We start from the raw sequence: 16,067 nt of genomic DNA, 5'->3' as shown, positions 1-16,067 counted from the left end.
ACGGGCCGGGGACCGAGCGCTCGACTGACCGACTGAAGCGCTCAGCCGCACTCGACATGAGCCGAAGCAGGATAGTTGTCACCCATACCAGCATGTTGTCACCAGGGCCTCTGGGTGGTCAGCTGAACCATTGACGCCAACGGGCCGAAGGCGGCTCGCAGGCACCTTCACGTACTTTCCCCCAGTAGGCACGCTCGTTGAGTTCGTGAACAGTCCAACGCTTCCCGTTCTCGTCGAGCATGGGGTCACCGTTGCTGTCGGCGAAGAAGGAGATGGGAACGTCGCACTCGGGGCGCACGGTCTGGCCGGCGAACCAGCCGGCGCCGACCAGACAAGCAGCACAGCGCAGGGCGAGTATTCGGGCCTTGATCTGTCTCACGAGGGCGCGTTTTACGCAGGCTGGGCAGTTGCCCCAGGCGGCGAAGGCCACTCGCCGGTGGCAGCAGTCCTGCTTCGCACTGCCGGTGACAGGCGGCGCGCCGACCGGGTGGCAAGCACCGTGCTTGGTCCAGTTGAATGCGCAGGTCGCGAGCAGCGGTGGTGACAGCTGTCGTGCTTCGGCTCAGGACAGGTGCCACCGCGCCGGGGACGGTGTCCCAGCCGCTTTCACGTCGACGTCCGGCGCCGTCCGGGGTTGTCCGCCGTGCCGCTCGCGTTCCGCTCGCGCGGTTGTGGGCAGGTCCCGCCTGGACGTCACGGTCGGCCGTCGTCGCAGAAGGCTGCGTCTCTCCCGTTCTGTCACTCCTCCCCGGGTACCGTGCTCGCCGTGCCCGTCCCCGGCCGGCACCCCCGCCGTGCCGCAGTCCGGCCCGGTGGAGCACCTCGGCGACTCCGCCGACCGCACGGGCGTCGGCGGTCTGGAGGCCGTGGACAAGATCTCCATGGTCGCCGCCCCCGACCTGATGGCCTTCTACCGGCGCGGCGCGATCGACGAAGAGGCCTCCGTGCGGTCCAGTTGGGGCTCATCGTGCTGGGGGTGCGTCTCGAGCCGTACACGTCCCCGCGCAGCCCGGTGTTCGCCGCTCTGACCGGACCGGCCGTCCTCGCTGCCCTGTTCTCCTGCGGCTGGGCCTGACACTGGCCCCGGCGGCCGCGGCGACCGGCCTCCGTCGGTCACATGACCGTGTCGGTCACAAGATCTCCGAGAGGCGAGTACGACGGACACCAGTACGTCGGTGTCGACTCGCACCGCAGATGGTCGGTGATCGTACGGCCGACGGAGGACGGCGTTCAGTTCAGTGCGGTACGCCTCAACGACCCGGTGGCCGGCACGCGTCCACCTGGCCCACCCGCTGGACGTGAAGGGCTTCGCCTACCGGCGCGGCCTGGACGGATGGAAGCCGGCTGAACAGTTCGTGCAGGTTCTCACGGTGACCGGAACGCCCTCAACGCGCGCAGGGCGTTCTGCGGTGCACATAGGCTCTGGGGCGCGCGGTCAACCGGAGGCGCGTCGGGCCTGTGCCTGAGTAGTTCGACCAAGGGAGCGTTCTGCTGTGACGGACACGCACGAGGAAGAAGTCCTGGCCCGGATCGCCAAGGGGCTCGTCTACACCGAGACGCAAGCGGCATTCCAGGCCCCTCGGCGCCGCACGGAAGAGATCTTCGAGTACAACCACACACCACCGAGCGAACCGGAGAAGCGTCGATCGCTGCTCGTCGCGATCCTGGGCTCGGTCGGTGAGCGCACGGTGCTGCTGCCGCCGTTCCACGCCGGCTTCGGCAGCAACGTCCACATCGGCGACGACTTCTTCGGGAACGTGAACCTGACGTTCGTGGACGACGTGGACATCCGCATAGGCAACGGTGTCATGATCGCGCCCAGCGTGACACTGACCACGACGGGACACCCGGTGCATCCCTCGCGACGCGCAGACTTCGGGCGCTTCTCCGAGCCGATCGTGATCGAGGACAAGGTGTGGATCGGCAGCAACGTGGTGGTGCTGCCCGGCGTCCGTATCGGATATGGGTCGGTCATCGGCGCAGGCAGCGTCGTCAGCCGCAGCATTCCTGCGATGAGCGTCGCGCTCGGAACACCTTGCCGGGTGGTCCGTTCCATCACGGACGAGGACCTCACCACACGTACTGCCGGGCAATAAGGGGTTTCGTCTGGCTCAGCCGACGGGCCGGAGGCGGGTCAACGCCCCTGCTGCTGTGAACTCTTTGACGCCTCGCTGGACATCGCTGCTGATCATTCTGTCGTGGTGGACGCCGTGGTCACGCACGGCACTGACCGTCCGACCGGGCGTCGACCCGACGTGCCTGACGATCATTCAAGGGTTGGCACCACCGTGCCGCTCGTAGCCGCTCACGTTGCGGGCGTGCCCTTTTGATACGCTTCAGGAGCGTTCCCCGGGCCACCGGCGAGGCAGCACGCCCAAGCAGCCAGCGGTCAAGACCCCAGCGTCCCTGCCGATGCGGAAGCGGCCGCAGACCGTCGGCCACGGGCCGAACTCGCCTGGTGTCTCCCGCCACCGCCTGCTGGTGCGGAACCAGCAAATCACCCCTTCGCACTGCTCCCGCAGCCGCTCGGGGTACGGGCCGTACTCGCCTATCGGCACAGCTGCTGCAAGGCGAAGGCGGTGGCGGCGGCCGCGATGTCGGCACGGCACCGGAATTGGTCCCCGACTCGCCTACAAGGTCGGTCATTCGGTGCCATGCCAAGATCCGCTTCCACCGATTGCTGTACACATCCTGGACCAGGTGACCGGTAACGCCCGCCGTGGGCCGGCCACGGCCATGCGCAGCCCCTTCCGCGCACTGAAGCGTGAACGCGTGTTCTTCCTTGCCTGGAGGAGCTCACCCACCAACTCGCCGCCGACCGGACGAACTACCGCCACCACCGCCGGCCGATGTCGTCCAACGCCCGCCTGCTGGTCAGCCGGAAGAGTGCGGTCGGCCCCGACCACCCGGCCGTCAGCATCGGCACCCTGGGCGGAGCCCTTCCCCGCGGACTGACACTCAGCGGCCTGAGACAAGACCGCATCCTCAACGAAGCAGCCGAAAGCGCCGACCCGCTCAGGCTGATGCGACTGTTGGCATCACCGAGCAGACCGCCATGCGCTAGTGCCGTGGCACTAGATCACCGCCGCCCACCCCGAACACACCGCCAAGCTGCCCAGGCAGCCCGCCTGGTTCAGCCCTGGAGGGTGGCGAGCCAGTCGGTCAGCAGGTGGTTGACCTCGTCGGGGCGCTCCTGCTGGATCCAGTGGCCGCAGCCGTCCAAGAGGTGGGAGGCCGACAGGCCGGGGAGGGTGGTGGCGTAGGCCTCGATGGCGTCGGACATCCAGGTGGTGGAGGCGTCCAGAGCGCCGCCGATGAACAGGGACGGCTGCTTGATCGGGGCTCCGCGGTGCGGGGCGAGGTCTTCCCAGTCTCGGTCCATGTTGCGGTAGCGGTTGAGTGCGCCGGTGATCCCTGTGCGCTCGAACTCCCCGGCGTAGACGTCGAGGTCGTCCTCGCTCAGCCAGGCCGGGAGGACCCCCGTGGGGAAGCGGTCTCGCAGCCGGCCGCCGCCGCGGGCGACGAAGTGCGGGTCGGGCTCGCCCTGGGCGGGCATGGTGTCGGCGGACAGGGCAGCGTAGAAGCCCGCGAGCCAGCCCCGGACATCGGGCTCGATCTCCGCCTCGGCGCGGCCGGGCTCCTGGAAGTAGGAGACGTAGAACTCCTGCTCGGGGCCGCCGAGCTGGCCGAAGATGTCGGTCGGGCGCGGGCCGCCGGGCGGCGCGTACGGGACGCTCAGCAGGCCGACCGCGCGGAAGACCCCGGGGTGCAGCAGGGCGGAGGCGGCGGCGATGTTGGAGCCCCAGTCGTGGCCGACGACCACCGCGTTCTCCTCGCCGAGGGCATGCACGACGGCGATGTTGTCCGCCACCAGGTCGAGCATCCGGTAGGCGTCGGTCGAGGCGGGCTTGGAGGAGCGGCCGTAGCCGCGCACGTCGATCGCCACCGCCCGGTGGCCTGCCGCGGCGAGGGCCGGGAGCTGGCGGCGCCAGGAGTACCAGGACTCGGGGAAGCCGTGCACGAGCAGGACCAGCGGGCCGGTGCCCTGCTCGACCAGGTGCAGGCGCCCGGCCGGGGCCTCGACGGTGCGGTGGCGGAGCTCGGCGGTCGGCTCGGGCTGCATGGGCTTCTCCTCGATTCGCGGGCGGACGCGGCTACCCATCGATCATGCGGCGCGGCAGCCACTCGGCGCGATCAGCGTTGCCATTCCGGCAAGCCCGCAGGACAGGTGGTGAAGTGGCGCGGCATGAAGGAACAGGGATGGTGGCAGGGAACGACATGGCCCAGATGCTGGTGGCGGTGGAGCCCTGGTTGTGAGCCGCGCGCGCACCACAGCGCAACGCTCGCCGACGTCACCTGCGCGACCGGCTCTGTGAGGCGATCGGCGAGGAACTCGAGCACGGCCCCGCCGCCGCTACGCGATGTCCGGAGACCGCCGCGCCCTGCACGGCACCGTCCTGCAGCGGCTGTGGCAAACGGGCTCCGGTGGGCGGTCGTTGTGGCAGCCTGCGGGCTGCGGTCGGTCTGGGAGAAGGCGCCTTCGCGCAGTTGAAGTTCTGGCGACGACACCGGCAGGCGGTGCTCGGCCCGGACTCGGCTGGGGAAACCGACGGCATCGTGGCAAGCGTCGGCGATGCACGATGAGTCCGAGAGGAACGAGGCAGCGGGCCCTCTCCTGCCCGAAAGCGCGTCGGCAGTCGCAGGAGCGCGGCTCCGGGCCGACGGTCTGCTCGTCTATGACGCCGCCGCACAAGACGCAGCGTTGCGGGGTGAACCACAACGTTGTCGCGGGCGTTCACAGGAGGGAAACGCAATTCTGCCTATCGATCAAGGAGCTCATCGTGCTGGATCGTCGCTCTCTTCTGCGGACCAGTGGCGTGGCGGCAGCTGGCGCGCTCGGCGCCGCCGCCTCTGCCTCGACTGCTGAGGCTTCTTCCACACCGTCCCGTGGTCATCACCCGTGCGTTCCCGACCCGACCGCCGGCGTGACGCGCACCTTGCTCCAGGACAACCCCTCGCCCGCCAAGGGCTGGAAGACCGTGCAGACCCTCGTCGAGATACCCCGGCGTAAGGAATCGGGCCGCCACAGCCACCCGGGAGTGGAGGTCGGATACATCGTCCGCGGCGACGTATCGATGGAGTTCGACGACGGGACCACCCTGCGGCTTCGCACCGGCGACCCCTTCTTCATCCCCTCTGACACCATCCACAATGCCCGCAACATCGGGAGGACAACAACGATGATGCTGTCCACCTACGTCGTCGACGAGACCAAGCCGCTGGTAACCAAATACCCCCATTGCTGAGCATTCTCTGCTGTCGGGCGGGCGATCGTGGCGTCGTCACGTGCCATCCGGTGAGGGGCCACCCCACGCGGGAGGTCGTCATGCTGGTCTCCATACGGGGGTAGGACAGGGAATTTCCGTACGCCTGCCCACGACCGAGACAGCAAGACACCCTCACCGCAACGCGCAACTCGCACAGAGAAGGGGCGGCTCTTCGCCAGGCCGACGGCCGGCGAAGAGCCCGAGGCGCTGCTTCCCAACCCCTCCCCCGGCGGGTGGCCGTCACCTCCCCCTGACACCTCACGGGCCCGCGGTGGAGCCGCCTCCGGCGACGCCACCGCGCAGCGTGTGCAACGCCCCCTCGATCACGCAGAAGACCTTGTCCGTGGCCGACGTCAGCGATATCCCCGGTCTCCCGCTCGCCCGCTGGTCCCGCCACGGCACGTACCCACCCGGCCCGGGCCCCGAGATCCACGACCAGACGCAGCTGGCCCAGCTGATCGCCCTCGGGCGCACCGTGGCCGTCTTCCCCGACTCGGCCCGCGTCTGGCTATGGGCCGAGCACGCCGCCGTCCCCCTGACCGACGCACCCCCCGTCGTCACCCATATCGCCTGGCCCGCGCACAGCCGCTCCCTCGCCCTGGCCGGGCTGATCCGCACGGCCACACGGCTCTGACCCACCCTCGCCTTCGCTGGTGTCAGTGCGTCGCTCGTAGTCCCGGGCCAGACGTCGGCTGCGCAGGAGCCAGGCGAAGGATCCGGGTGCGCGCACGGTACGACGTCATCGAGACAGCGGCCTCGTCCTCGAAGACCAACCATGCCCCGAGCGCCGCCGCAGTGACTTCGTCCGCGGGCCGCGTCTCCTTCACCCATCCGGACACCTCCGCGTCGTCCCGCTCGACCGCCCGCCGGACAAGCTGCTGACACGACCAGCCGTGCCGCCGCGACAACTTCCACTCTCCACGGATCCACAACGACACGCCCAATGGTCTGCAACCAGCAGGCGCACCCGCGAGAGAGTCCACCACTCATCCGTCCAGCCCTGAGCCATCGCGCCTTCCAGCAACAGTGGCTCGAGCACGGCGAAATCACTGTCGCCGACCTTCGGACGTTCGGCCGGTCCGAAGGGCCCAGGGCCGGTCGCCCTCCCTCACGCCACAACCGACACCACCACTCCACCGACCGGGCACCGGCCCGCAGTTCTTTCGCAACCACCGTGTTCTCCTCACCCCTCGCGAAGCCGTCGGCGGCGAGTACGCGCACCCGCTCCCCCGCGGCCTGACCCTGCGGAGTGCAACCACCGCCCTGCGCATATCTCATGGCCACGGCGTACCGCAGGGATCAAGGGCGACTTCAAGGGCGACTTCAAGAAGAGCGAGGTCGGCCGGGACGTGGGCTCGTACGCGCTGCACGCCTACAGCGCTTCAGTCGATCGTGTGGCCCGGGTGAGACCGGGTACGACCGTTGCCCGAACCCCCGCCTCGGAATGAACCCTGCCGACGGACTGTGCCAGCAGGGCCGCCACGCCGCGCTGCGTGGCCGGCGGTACGGCGGTGAGTTCGCAGACGCGTTGCATGGGCAGGGTCAGCAGGACCCTGGGGATGTGGACGACGAGGTACCGGGCGAAGCCCGCGCCGTCACCCGCACCTGCGCCGCGTCCTGGACGCCACCGTCGAGGCCGCGCTGCGGCCGGGAAGGTGTTCCTGATGCCACGCCAGATCAACTGTCGGTGGCGTGGCGCCTGCGCGAGCTGATGGCCTCCCGCGGCATGTTCACCGTCACGTCACCGAGCTGATGCCGCACCTGTCCAAGCGACACACTGGAGAAGGCCACCGAGGTGAAGCGAGTTCTTTTGATCACGAGATCGGACGTCGACTGTTTGTGGCTGCGGGAGGCGTGTCAGCCGCGTCGTGTTCGACGTCCACCACCTCGGACAGCACCCGGGCGGGTGGGGATGACCGTGCGCTCAGTCAGCGTGGCCGGCCATGCCGGTCACCCTGGCTTCGCGGTCGTGGTCCGCGCGGTCGCGCAGCTGTTCGCGTGAGCGGCGGTGGGCGGATGTGGGGGTGGTGAGGACGGCGAGGCATGCGATGACGAGGGCGATACCCATCCAGCCGGTGACGGGGAGGCGTTCGCCGACGACCAGGACGGCGAGGACGGCCGCGATGGCCGGTTCGAGCAGGGAGAGGGTGGTGGCGGTGCTGGCCGGTACGCGGGCGAGGCCCCAGCCGAACAGGACATAGCCGGCGAACATGGGAACGAGCGCCATGTAGGTGCCGACGGCGGCGTTGGGCCAGGAAGCGACGAGCGGGCCACCGGTGGCGAGGAGGACAGGCAGGAGGAGCAGTCCACCGAGTCCGAAGACGGCACCCATCGCTGCCCGGGAGGGGATCTCACGGGTGATGAGCCGGTGCGCGGCCCAGGAGTAGAGGGCGTAGGTCGCGGCGGCAACCAGGCCGAGGCCGATGCCGAGCAGCGTGCCGGGCAGGGAGCTGCGGCCCGTGCCGTCGGTGGCGTGGGCGGCTTCGGCGACGCACAGCAGGACGGTGCCGAGCAGGCCGAGGGTGGCGGCGAGGATCCAGCGGCGTGTGAGTCGGCGGCCGTCCACGACTCGTTCGATCAGGGCTGAGGCGAGCGGGGCGGTGCCGATCGATACGACGGTGCCGACGGCGACTCCGGCCAGGTGCATGGAGCTGTAGAAGGCCAGGGGATACACCGTCACCGAGGCGGCGCCGAGCAGGACCGTGCCGCGCTGGCCGCGCAGCCGGGATGCGTGGCGGGCGATCTGCGGAGCGGCGACGAGCGCCTGGAGCAGTCCGCCGAGGCCCATGGCGACGGCACCGATCGCCAGGGGGCCCACATCCGGGGCGAAGGTGGCGGCCGTGCCCGTCGTCCCCCACAGCACGGAGGCGGCCAGCACCGACAGGGCCCCGATTCCCGCGGCCCGGCCGCGGTCCACGTGGCTCACAGCCGGTCCAGCAAGGCCACGGCCATCGGACGGGCGTGCCGGAGACGTTCCCCGTCGCCCTCCAGGCCGGCGCGGGCCATCGCACCCTCCAGGAGGAAGGAGAGATGCTCGGCCGTCGCGCGGACCACGTCCAGCCGGCCAGGCAGCAACTGCTCCAGGTGGCCGGCGATCAGCCGCTCGACCTCCTCCTTGTGGGCGCGGACCACGGCCCGGCCCTCGTCGCCGGCCGGGAGCTCGGCGGCGGCGTTGAGCAGCCCGCAGCCGCGAAAGCCACGCTCGTACGCGACGGCCGCGTGATCGGCGTACGCGTCGAAGACCGCCAGCACGCCCTCACGCGGGCCGTCGGCATGCTCCAGGCGGTCCCGGTACAGGCCGAGCCACTCCTCGTGCCGGGCGTCCAGGTAGGCCCGGACCAGGTCGGCCTTGGAGGAGAAGTTGTTGTACAGGCTCATCTTCGCCACACCGGCCTCGGCGGTGATCGTGTCGATACCGGTCGCCGCCACACCGTCGGCGTAGAAACGCCGGGCCGCAGCCTCCAGCAGCCGCTCCCGGGCCGGCCGCCGCCGACCGCTCCCCGTCATGCTCACGTTCTCGCTCATCACAACCCGAACTAGGTAGGTAGGTCTACCTAGAGTAGGGCAAGGCGTGGAGCGTGGAAGCGAGCGATCGACCTGGGTGGCTGCCGCCTCGGCGCCCTCCGTCGCCGGACCCGCTGCTGACCTCCTCTGTGGCCCGCAGGGCGCCGCCGCAGGGTGCCAGGGTGCGCGATGTCGTGCACCGTTCGATTCGTCCGGGCGAGGTGGCATGCCTCCCGAAGCCGTGAACAAGCGCTGTCAGCCCTGCGACGGCGTCGGTTCGGTCGCCTGGGGCTGCCGGCCGAGGCCTTGGTCGAAGCGGCGTAGGAGGAGCACGCCGGTGGTGGCGAGGCCGGTGGGCAAGCCGAGCCAGATGCCAAGGGTGTCCAAGCCGATGGCGAGGCCGAGGAGAGCGGAGGCGGGCAGGCACGAGCCAGTAGCCGACGAGGGTGCTCGGAAGTCGCCCTTGGTGTCGTCGAGGCCGCGCAGCAGGCCCGTGCCGATGTTCTGGGCGCAGTCGAAGAACTACAGGACCGCCGCGACCAGGAGCAGCTGCGTGGCGCTCGTGTTCGCCCTGCCAGAACGGGATTTGCGCGCCCTGCGCCGCGAGCGGCTCGGCTACGCCGGCCAGAACCCCGGCTCGGGACTGAACCCCCGTATGCGCGTGCGCTCCCTGCTCCGCGAACTCGCCGACGACCGGACCCCCGCGGTCTCGTCTGCTCCGACCCGCAAGCGGAATGCCTCTTGTCGTGAACGGTGGTTCCTTCAGGGAGCGGACCAGAAAAGCTGCCTCGCGACAAGGCGGCCGGCGCGGTAGAAAAACCATGGCGGTTTCCTCGTAGCGAGTGGCCGGGCCGCGCCATCGCCTGCGGCGATTGATGTAGCGCTCGACGGCGTTGCGTTGCGTGTAGGCGTCGCGGTCGAAGCGGGGTGGGCGACCGCCGTCACAGCCCTGCGCCTGCGCTTGGCGATCTGGTCGGCAGGGTGCGGGATCACGGCCCGCACTCCGCGACCTCGCAGGTGCAAGGAGTCAGCATGAGGAGCGCCGACGACGATCGTCTTCGATCGCATCAAGACCGTCGTCCGCCGCCAAGTCTCCCTTGGTGAGGCGGTTCCCGTTGCTCCGGAAGCAGTCGGCTTCGCCGGCCAGCGAGTGGGGTCAGGTCTTCGGCGACGAAGTCCTCGCCACCGCGATTCTCGACCGACTCCTGCACCGCGGCGAAGTGATCTCCATCAACGGCCCGAGCTACCGGCTCAAGAACCGCGCCCAGGCCATCGAGCGGGAGGACGAAGTGGCTTGACAGCTGGGGACGTTCAAGCGCACCGGCCAGGCCAGTACGGAGAATAGCCGGACAACGGCTGATCTGCGTCTCCAGCCACGGACTTTGTGGTGGCCGGTTCCGTCGACCAGGCGCGTCACCTGAGCTGTTCATGAACTGGCCACCAGTCGGCTTCGGAGACCCGGGCGGACTCGGAAACCACACCCCGGAGTTCGAGCGCTGACCTCCGAGGCATGGGAAGCGGTCAGTCCGACCGGCCCAGCCGACGCCGGACGCCTCGGATCCGCCGGTTGTCGGTGACCGTGTCGAGGAACCGACGCCCGGTTCCCGGCTCGTACGCCGGACCCTCCAGACGTATCAGGGCGCCGTCGCGGACGACGGCGTGGGCGACCGGGGTGTCCGTCTTCGGGAGGGTGACAGGGTGGCGTCCGGCCGGGAGCCGGAGACGGGCGGGCAGGCGCAGCCGTACCGTCGTCCCGTCAGTGCCGGGGATCAGCTCGGCATCCACCGTCAGGGTCGACACGGTGACCTTGACCGGGGCCGGCATGCCGTCCGTCGCCACGATGTACGGCAGGGGCAACGACCGTTCGCCGCGCCCGGCGTTCCTGGCTGCGGCACCGGTGGTGTCGGGGCCGAGCCCGCGCTGACGCTGGTCCACGTCGAGGGCGAGCTGGCCGCTGCCCGTCCAGTACGGCAGCGCGAGTCGTCCGCCGGTCAGGGCCGGACCCGCGGCCGGAGCGCCCGGGGTGCCGTCACCGGTGACGCGCACCATCCGGTCGACGCCCAGCAGTTGGACGTACGCCCACACGTCGTGCACCCCGCGCTCCAGCGGCCGGCCACCGGCCAGCCGCTCCGGGTCCAGGCACAGCCGCCCGGACGCGACCAGATGCGCGCGTCCGTCACCCAGCGGCCGCAGGCGCACCTCCAGGTCGTCCTCGGGGTACCACCAGTCCTCGCGGTCCCGGTCCTTGACCACCAGCTCGGCGTAGGCCAGCCGGAACGGATCGCGGATCTCCCATCCGTCCTCCGTGCCCGGGACACCGTCCAGCAACTCCGGGTCCAGCCACAGCTTGCCGTCCCGCTCGAGGACGACCAGCGGCTCGCCGTCCCCGCGCAACAGGCTCAGTGTGACGTCGGCGACCAGCCGGCCGTCCTCCCACCGCGGTGCGGCGACCTCGCTGCGGGCCCTCACCGCGCGGACACGCTCGGCGAGCGCCACCGCCCCGTCGAAGTCACCGCGTTCGAGCAGTTCAGCCCGCAGCCGGGACACCGCGGGCAGTCCCTCCCGCACGGCCGCCGGGAACTCCTCCCGTGCCAGCTCCCGGGCCGCCTCGAACCGCTGGCGCTGCTCGGCCGGGTCCTCGCGCAGGATCTCGGGCTCACGCGTCCGGGAGAGAATTTCGACATGGTACAGGCGGTGCAGCAGCCGGTTCTGCAGCGCGTCCATGTCGTCGGAGGGAGTGGTGCCGTCCTTGATCTGGCGAACGATGCTGCGGCAGTTGGACCAGAACCCATGCCGCGGGTTGAAGCGGTGCTGGGTGTTGTTGCCGCCGTCGTCCCGCTTCAGCCAGTAGTAGCAGGGGTAGTCGGCGAGGATCGAGATCCGCTCCGCCTTGAGGTAGGCGGCGCTGACGAAGGCCAGGTCCTCCAGGATCCACGGCCCCTCCGGGAACCGCAGCCCGTGCTCCTCGACGAAGGCCCGCCGGAACATCTTGTGCGGCGACATGCTCTGCATCAGCTCGTCGTTGTCGATGGTGCAGGCGTCGACCGTGTGCCGGAACAGCCGCCGGGGCCGCACCATCGTGCTGGACATCTTGCCGAGGACCACGTCCGCGTCGTTCCGCTTGGCGTGCGTGTACAGCCGCTCCAGGGCCTCGGGGCCGAGCGTGTCGTCGTGGTCGACGAACTGGATGTACTCGCCCCGGGCGTGCCGCATGCCGAGGTTGCGCGGCGCGCCCGGCCAGCCCGAGTTGGGCCGGGTGTGCACCTGAACGTTGGAATGCCCGGCGGCGATCTTCTCCAGCCGGCTCAGCGTGTCGTCCGTCGACCCGTCGTCGACGTAGATGACCTCGTACTCGTCGGCAGGCAAGCTCTGCCCGAGCAGCGACGGGGCGCACTCGTCGACGTACTTCCCGGTGTTGTAGACGGGGACGATCACGCTGACCTTGACCTTCGGCATTCCACGGACCCTACCGGCCGCCGGGCCGCGGGCCTCACCGAGGGGCGGTGCCCCCTCTCCGCTCGCCGGTGGCGCCGCCGTGGAGTACGCATGTGCCGAGTGCGGCGTTCAAGCTACCAGCTCAAGAGCTCCGGCGTTCATCAGGCCATGCTCGGCATCGCCCGCAATGCTCGGCGTCACCCGGCTCCACAACCTGGCCATCACCGGAAACTCACATCCCATGCGGGCCAACCTCTAGTGCCGCGGCAGGCAACGTTTGCCCGTCAAGGAGCGGCGTCCGGTGCGTGCTCTCGGCGTGCCGGCCGGAAGCCCTCGTACTGGATGTACTTGGGCTTTCGGCCGGTGCGGCGAGAGTGCGTGCCGGGCGTCGCGACGGGGCGAACGTTGCCTGCCACGGCACTAGCCAAGACGGCGGCGGTAGCGCAGCTTGTTGAGAGAGGCGCCGCCGGTGGAATCCTCCACGGCCGTGCCGTCCGCGCCCCAGCCGGCGGCTTCGTAGAAGCGCCGGGCGCGTTCGTTGTCTTCCAGTACCCACAAGGTGGCTTGCGTGTAGTCGGCCTGTCCGAGAGTCGTCAACGTGGCCAGCATCAACTGCTTCCCGATTCCCGTACCCCAGAGCTCGGGCATCGCGTAGAGCGTGCCGATCTCAGCGATAGCTGGGGTGTCCTGAGACGGTCCGAAGCTGGCGAATCCGACGATCCCGGCCTCGGTTTCAGCTACCAGCACTCCCGACGATGGCCATCTGGTTTCCGTGATGCGTGTCTTCCACTCGGACTCTTCGCGGCTTGGTTCCATGGCGTCGAGGTAGTGCTGGGGAACGAGACCGGAAAAGGCCGCCTGCCAGGAGCGCACGTAGACGCCAGCGACTGCTGACGCATCATCAAGCCATGCCCGTCGGATCTGCATGCCCGTCATTCTTCAAGTCCCGTCGACGTGGACCAAGTCCTTTTGTCGAGTGCGATGGTGAGTGCTCCGCTGTCCGACCGGACCGAGCGGTAGGCAGCACGAGATCTCCACCATCCCCGACGAACTGAGCGTGACCGTCGGCCACGCGGTCGGCGACCGTCGTCGACGAAGCGCCCTGCGACTTCGTCCAGTCGCAGGTGTACTCGTCCCTGTCAGACATCGGGGATCCACACAGGCGCGCGGCGATCCGGCTGACCCTGACCGCCACGGCGGCCCAGCACGACGCCCTCCCGGGAGCCTCCAAAGACTTCGTCCGCACGGTTCACCCGAACACCGAGGAGGGAATTCAGAGACGGGCCGTCTTGGGGAGGAACCGACCGGCACTCAGCATCCTGACAGCGGTGTCGCACCACTACCGAGCGGTCCCGAGCTCGCGGGCGTGGATCTGGATGCTTCCTGAACACGACTGTCTCGTGCATGGGAACCACACTCGTCCACCAGCCGGTCGAAGATCCTTTGTGCGGTGCGCCGCTGCCTGGTCGGCGCTTCCGTCCCAACGTCACCTGGAAACGGACTTCAACTCACGTACCGCCCGCGTTGCCACCCAAGGGTCAAGCTGACAGCGCCGCACAGGACTCGTCAGAGCCGTGCACGGTGATCCGAACCTGGTCCGGGTCGACCGCTCCAGACGGAAGCGAAAGAGCGCAGCCGGTGATTTGTGCAGGCCCGTCGGGGCCAGGCAGGCGCCGCAGTAGCGCAACGGCTGCGCGACCGCCTCGGTAGTGGTGCCGCGGGGCAGGCCGGAGGGGCCGTAGGCATACGTGTGGGTGCGCGCTTGCCCGCGTCGTCGACCAGGCCGAGGACGTTGCCGGTGGCGTCGGTGAGGTAGTAGTAGGACTTCCCCCAGTCGTCATGGAGTTCAACGTGCCCGCCGGTACGCGGGTGAATCCGGTTCCACCGACAGTGGTCGTGGACGCCTACCCAGCTCGGTGTGGTGGCATCAGGGCGAACTAAGTTTCGTGCGCGCGGAGTTGTCCGCTCCCGCCTGCACCAGGTCGTGGTTCGCGCCGCCCTGCGTGACGCCCGTCCACACCGGCCACGACGGCACCACCATCCGCTGCTACCTCCCCCGCTGACCACTCGACGACGCGAGCCCGTCCACTCCGATGGCGGGCTCGCCCCTCCTTTACGCAGTACGAGTGAATGAACCGATGATTCACTTCGGAACCGGTGGCAGGTGTTTACGGTTTCTGAATGGATGCGGGGCCTGCGAGCGAAGCCCTTCGACGGGGACCGGTGGAAAGGCGCACCTGATGTCGGGGTTGGGAAAGTCGCCGGACGCGTTCAGGCTCCGAGCGAGCCGCGGCCACCCGACCTGGGCACGTACCTGGGGCGCGGTCGGTATGGCATGTCTCGTAGGAACAGTGCTGACGTTCGGCGGGCTGTGGGCGGCCGGGAGCGGGGTGGCACGGATGGTGGCTTTCGGGCCGCTCACCGGCTGCTGGGGATTGGCGGCCTCCCTCATGCTCCGCGCGAGGGGAACGAGCGGACGGGTCCGGATGCGTCTGCTGCTGTTGGGGGGTTCCGCGGTAGCCGGAGGTGTGTACCGGGGAGCCGTCACCGTACTGTCGGCCCAGCCTCCAGCTTCGGGAGGGGACGCGCGATCGTTGCTGGGTTCGGTGGTGGTCACCGGAGTGACGCTGACGGTCGGCCTGGGGATGGCCGGTCTGGTGGTCGCGGCCGATGCCGGCACAGGCCGGCACGTGTTGCTGCGGCGCGTGCTCGACGGGATCGTCACAGCCGGCGCCGTGTTCATGACGGGATGGGTACTGCTGCGTGGGGCCGGTAACGGCTGGCAGCTGGGGACGGGGATGGTCGGTGTCCTGTGGGTCGCGGAAGTCGTGTTTCTCAGTTTTCTCTTCTCCCTGCGCCGTCTCGTCCACAGTGACCAGAGAGCCACCTTGTGGGTCGGGATCGTCGGGCTGTCCCTCATGTTGATCGGCGACACCCTGCGACTGTGGACGATTGGCCCACACGGCCCTGAGACGACGATGTTCCCTCAGTTGGTCGACGCCTGCGCCACCGCGGGACTGCTGGTGGCCGCTGTCGGCCCTTGGGTGCCCGGCGGGGCGAGCGCCCTGGGCACCGCTCGTCCTTCGCTGCGACGGGGGATGGAGGGTGCGGCGGCGTTCATTCCCCTGACGGTCTGCACGGTCACGGTGCTGGGATATGTGCTGGCTCCGCCTGCCCGCGACCCCGTGCCGCTGTTGGTCGGCGCGACGGCACTACTGAGCCTTTGGGCACGCCAGAGGTTCCTGCCGAGGCAGAACACTAGAAACGACGACTGAATTGGGACGCCTCCGAGACGCTGCGAAGGCTCGCGCCACAGCTGTCGCCACACCGGGTGCACCCGTCAGGCGCGACCCGTCGCCACAACGGGTGCACCCGTCAGGCGCGACCCGTCGCCACACCGGGTGCACCCGTCAGGCGCAACCCTTGGCGCAACAGTGGTCGGGAACCCGTCTACCAGGTGCCTCGTCGGCCTGTCACGCCAACTGCTCAGCCACCGCTGAACGTTGGAAAGGCCTCAGTGTTGCAGTGACGCGGCGGCGGTGATGAGTGCGGTGACGTGGTCGCGGTGGCCATCTTCCCGGCGGGCGATGACCGGCAGGCTGGGGCCTGCGTCGGCGACGAGAACGCACACGATGCCCGGGGCACGGAGTGAGCGGCGTACGACAGCGACGACGCGTCCGATCCTCACCAGCGAGATGAGCTCGGCCACATCGGCGGTCTCGTGGCCGTTGCCGTTGTCGGGAGCACCTGGCCACCGGGGAAGACCTCGTTGCTCAGATCGTCCAGATCGATGCTGTCGCG

At 69.4% G+C, this 16,067-nt stretch carries 12 protein-coding genes and 4 pseudogenes; 6 read left to right on the top strand and 10 right to left on the bottom strand.

Annotated features, from left to right (window positions below; genetic code table 11):
* Positions 1–118: 118 nt before the first annotated feature.
* Both QQS16_RS39635 and QQS16_RS39630 read right to left on the bottom strand, forming a co-directional pair.
* The gene (locus QQS16_RS39635; RefSeq protein WP_286067487.1) at positions 119–379 is read right to left on the bottom strand and encodes a hypothetical protein; all 261 of its coding nucleotides are present in this window, start codon (positions 377–379) and stop codon (positions 119–121) included.
* 183 nt (positions 380–562) lie between these two features.
* Positions 563–775, bottom strand: a pseudogene (locus QQS16_RS39630) (hypothetical protein); the annotation flags it as partial.
* Positions 776–1,493: 718 nt separating this feature from the next.
* On the opposite strand from QQS16_RS39630, the gene QQS16_RS39620 reads away from it, so the two are divergent.
* Positions 1,494–2,096: a sugar O-acetyltransferase gene (locus QQS16_RS39620; protein ID WP_286067486.1), complete on the top strand. Its 603-nt coding sequence runs from the start codon at positions 1,494–1,496 to the stop codon at positions 2,094–2,096.
* Between the two features lie 270 nt (positions 2,097–2,366).
* Here QQS16_RS39620 and QQS16_RS39615 read toward each other — a convergent pair.
* Positions 2,367–2,609: pseudogene (locus tag QQS16_RS39615) on the bottom strand (transposase); the annotation flags it as partial.
* 524 nt (positions 2,610–3,133) lie between these two features.
* The gene (locus QQS16_RS39610) at positions 3,134–4,123 is read right to left on the bottom strand and encodes an alpha/beta fold hydrolase (protein WP_286067485.1); all 990 of its coding nucleotides are present in this window, start codon (positions 4,121–4,123) and stop codon (positions 3,134–3,136) included.
* A 646-nt stretch (positions 4,124–4,769) separates the two neighbouring features.
* Between QQS16_RS39610 and QQS16_RS39605 the strand changes: the two genes are divergently transcribed.
* Positions 4,770–5,306 (top strand): cupin domain-containing protein, encoded by a 537-nt coding sequence (locus QQS16_RS39605; RefSeq protein WP_286067484.1) that lies wholly within the window; start codon positions 4,770–4,772, stop codon positions 5,304–5,306.
* A gap of 352 nt (positions 5,307–5,658) precedes the next feature.
* Positions 5,659–5,961 (top strand): annotated as a pseudogene (locus QQS16_RS39600) (LysR family transcriptional regulator); the annotation flags it as partial.
* 22 nt (positions 5,962–5,983) lie between these two features.
* Here QQS16_RS39600 and QQS16_RS39595 read toward each other — a convergent pair.
* From QQS16_RS39595 to QQS16_RS39585, 3 genes are all read right to left on the bottom strand, one after another.
* A complete protein-coding gene (locus QQS16_RS39595) occupies positions 5,984–6,265 on the bottom strand; it encodes a winged helix-turn-helix domain-containing protein (protein ID WP_286067482.1) in 282 nt (93 codons plus the stop codon).
* A gap of 986 nt (positions 6,266–7,251) precedes the next feature.
* A complete protein-coding gene (locus QQS16_RS39590) occupies positions 7,252–8,253 on the bottom strand; it encodes a DMT family transporter (RefSeq protein WP_286067481.1) in 1,002 nt (333 codons plus the stop codon).
* The gene (locus tag QQS16_RS39585) at positions 8,250–8,852 is read right to left on the bottom strand and encodes a TetR/AcrR family transcriptional regulator (RefSeq protein WP_286067480.1); all 603 of its coding nucleotides are present in this window, start codon (positions 8,850–8,852) and stop codon (positions 8,250–8,252) included. The genes QQS16_RS39590 and QQS16_RS39585 overlap by 4 nt, the downstream gene beginning before the upstream one ends.
* A gap of 532 nt (positions 8,853–9,384) precedes the next feature.
* Between QQS16_RS39585 and QQS16_RS39580 the strand changes: the two genes are divergently transcribed.
* Both QQS16_RS39580 and QQS16_RS39575 read left to right on the top strand, forming a co-directional pair.
* Complete coding sequence (locus QQS16_RS39580) at positions 9,385–9,645, top strand: hypothetical protein (RefSeq protein ID WP_286068176.1); 261 nt, start codon at positions 9,385–9,387, stop codon at positions 9,643–9,645.
* A 331-nt stretch (positions 9,646–9,976) separates the two neighbouring features.
* Positions 9,977–10,129: pseudogene (locus QQS16_RS39575) on the top strand (ATP-binding protein); the annotation flags it as partial.
* A 223-nt stretch (positions 10,130–10,352) separates the two neighbouring features.
* Here QQS16_RS39575 and QQS16_RS39570 read toward each other — a convergent pair.
* Positions 10,353–12,287: a glycosyltransferase family 2 protein gene (locus QQS16_RS39570; protein ID WP_286067478.1), complete on the bottom strand. Its 1,935-nt coding sequence runs from the start codon at positions 12,285–12,287 to the stop codon at positions 10,353–10,355.
* Between the two features lie 399 nt (positions 12,288–12,686).
* Positions 12,687–13,193, bottom strand: coding sequence for a GNAT family N-acetyltransferase (locus tag QQS16_RS39565; protein ID WP_286067477.1), 507 nt, complete (start codon positions 13,191–13,193; stop codon positions 12,687–12,689).
* A gap of 1,694 nt (positions 13,194–14,887) precedes the next feature.
* On the opposite strand from QQS16_RS39565, the gene QQS16_RS39560 reads away from it, so the two are divergent.
* The gene (locus QQS16_RS39560) at positions 14,888–15,541 is read left to right on the top strand and encodes a hypothetical protein (RefSeq protein WP_286067475.1); all 654 of its coding nucleotides are present in this window, start codon (positions 14,888–14,890) and stop codon (positions 15,539–15,541) included.
* Between the two features lie 239 nt (positions 15,542–15,780).
* On the opposite strand, the gene QQS16_RS39555 is transcribed toward QQS16_RS39560, so the two are convergent.
* On the bottom strand, positions 15,781–15,975 hold the full coding sequence (locus tag QQS16_RS39555; RefSeq protein ID WP_286067474.1) for a hypothetical protein: 195 nt from the start codon (positions 15,973–15,975) through the stop codon (positions 15,781–15,783).
* Positions 15,976–16,067: the final 92 nt, after the last annotated feature.

The organism is Streptomyces sp. ALI-76-A, from assembly GCF_030287445.1.
GTDB lineage: Bacteria > Actinomycetota > Actinomycetes > Streptomycetales > Streptomycetaceae > Streptomyces.
This window is presented reverse-complemented; position numbering and strand designations above follow the sequence as displayed.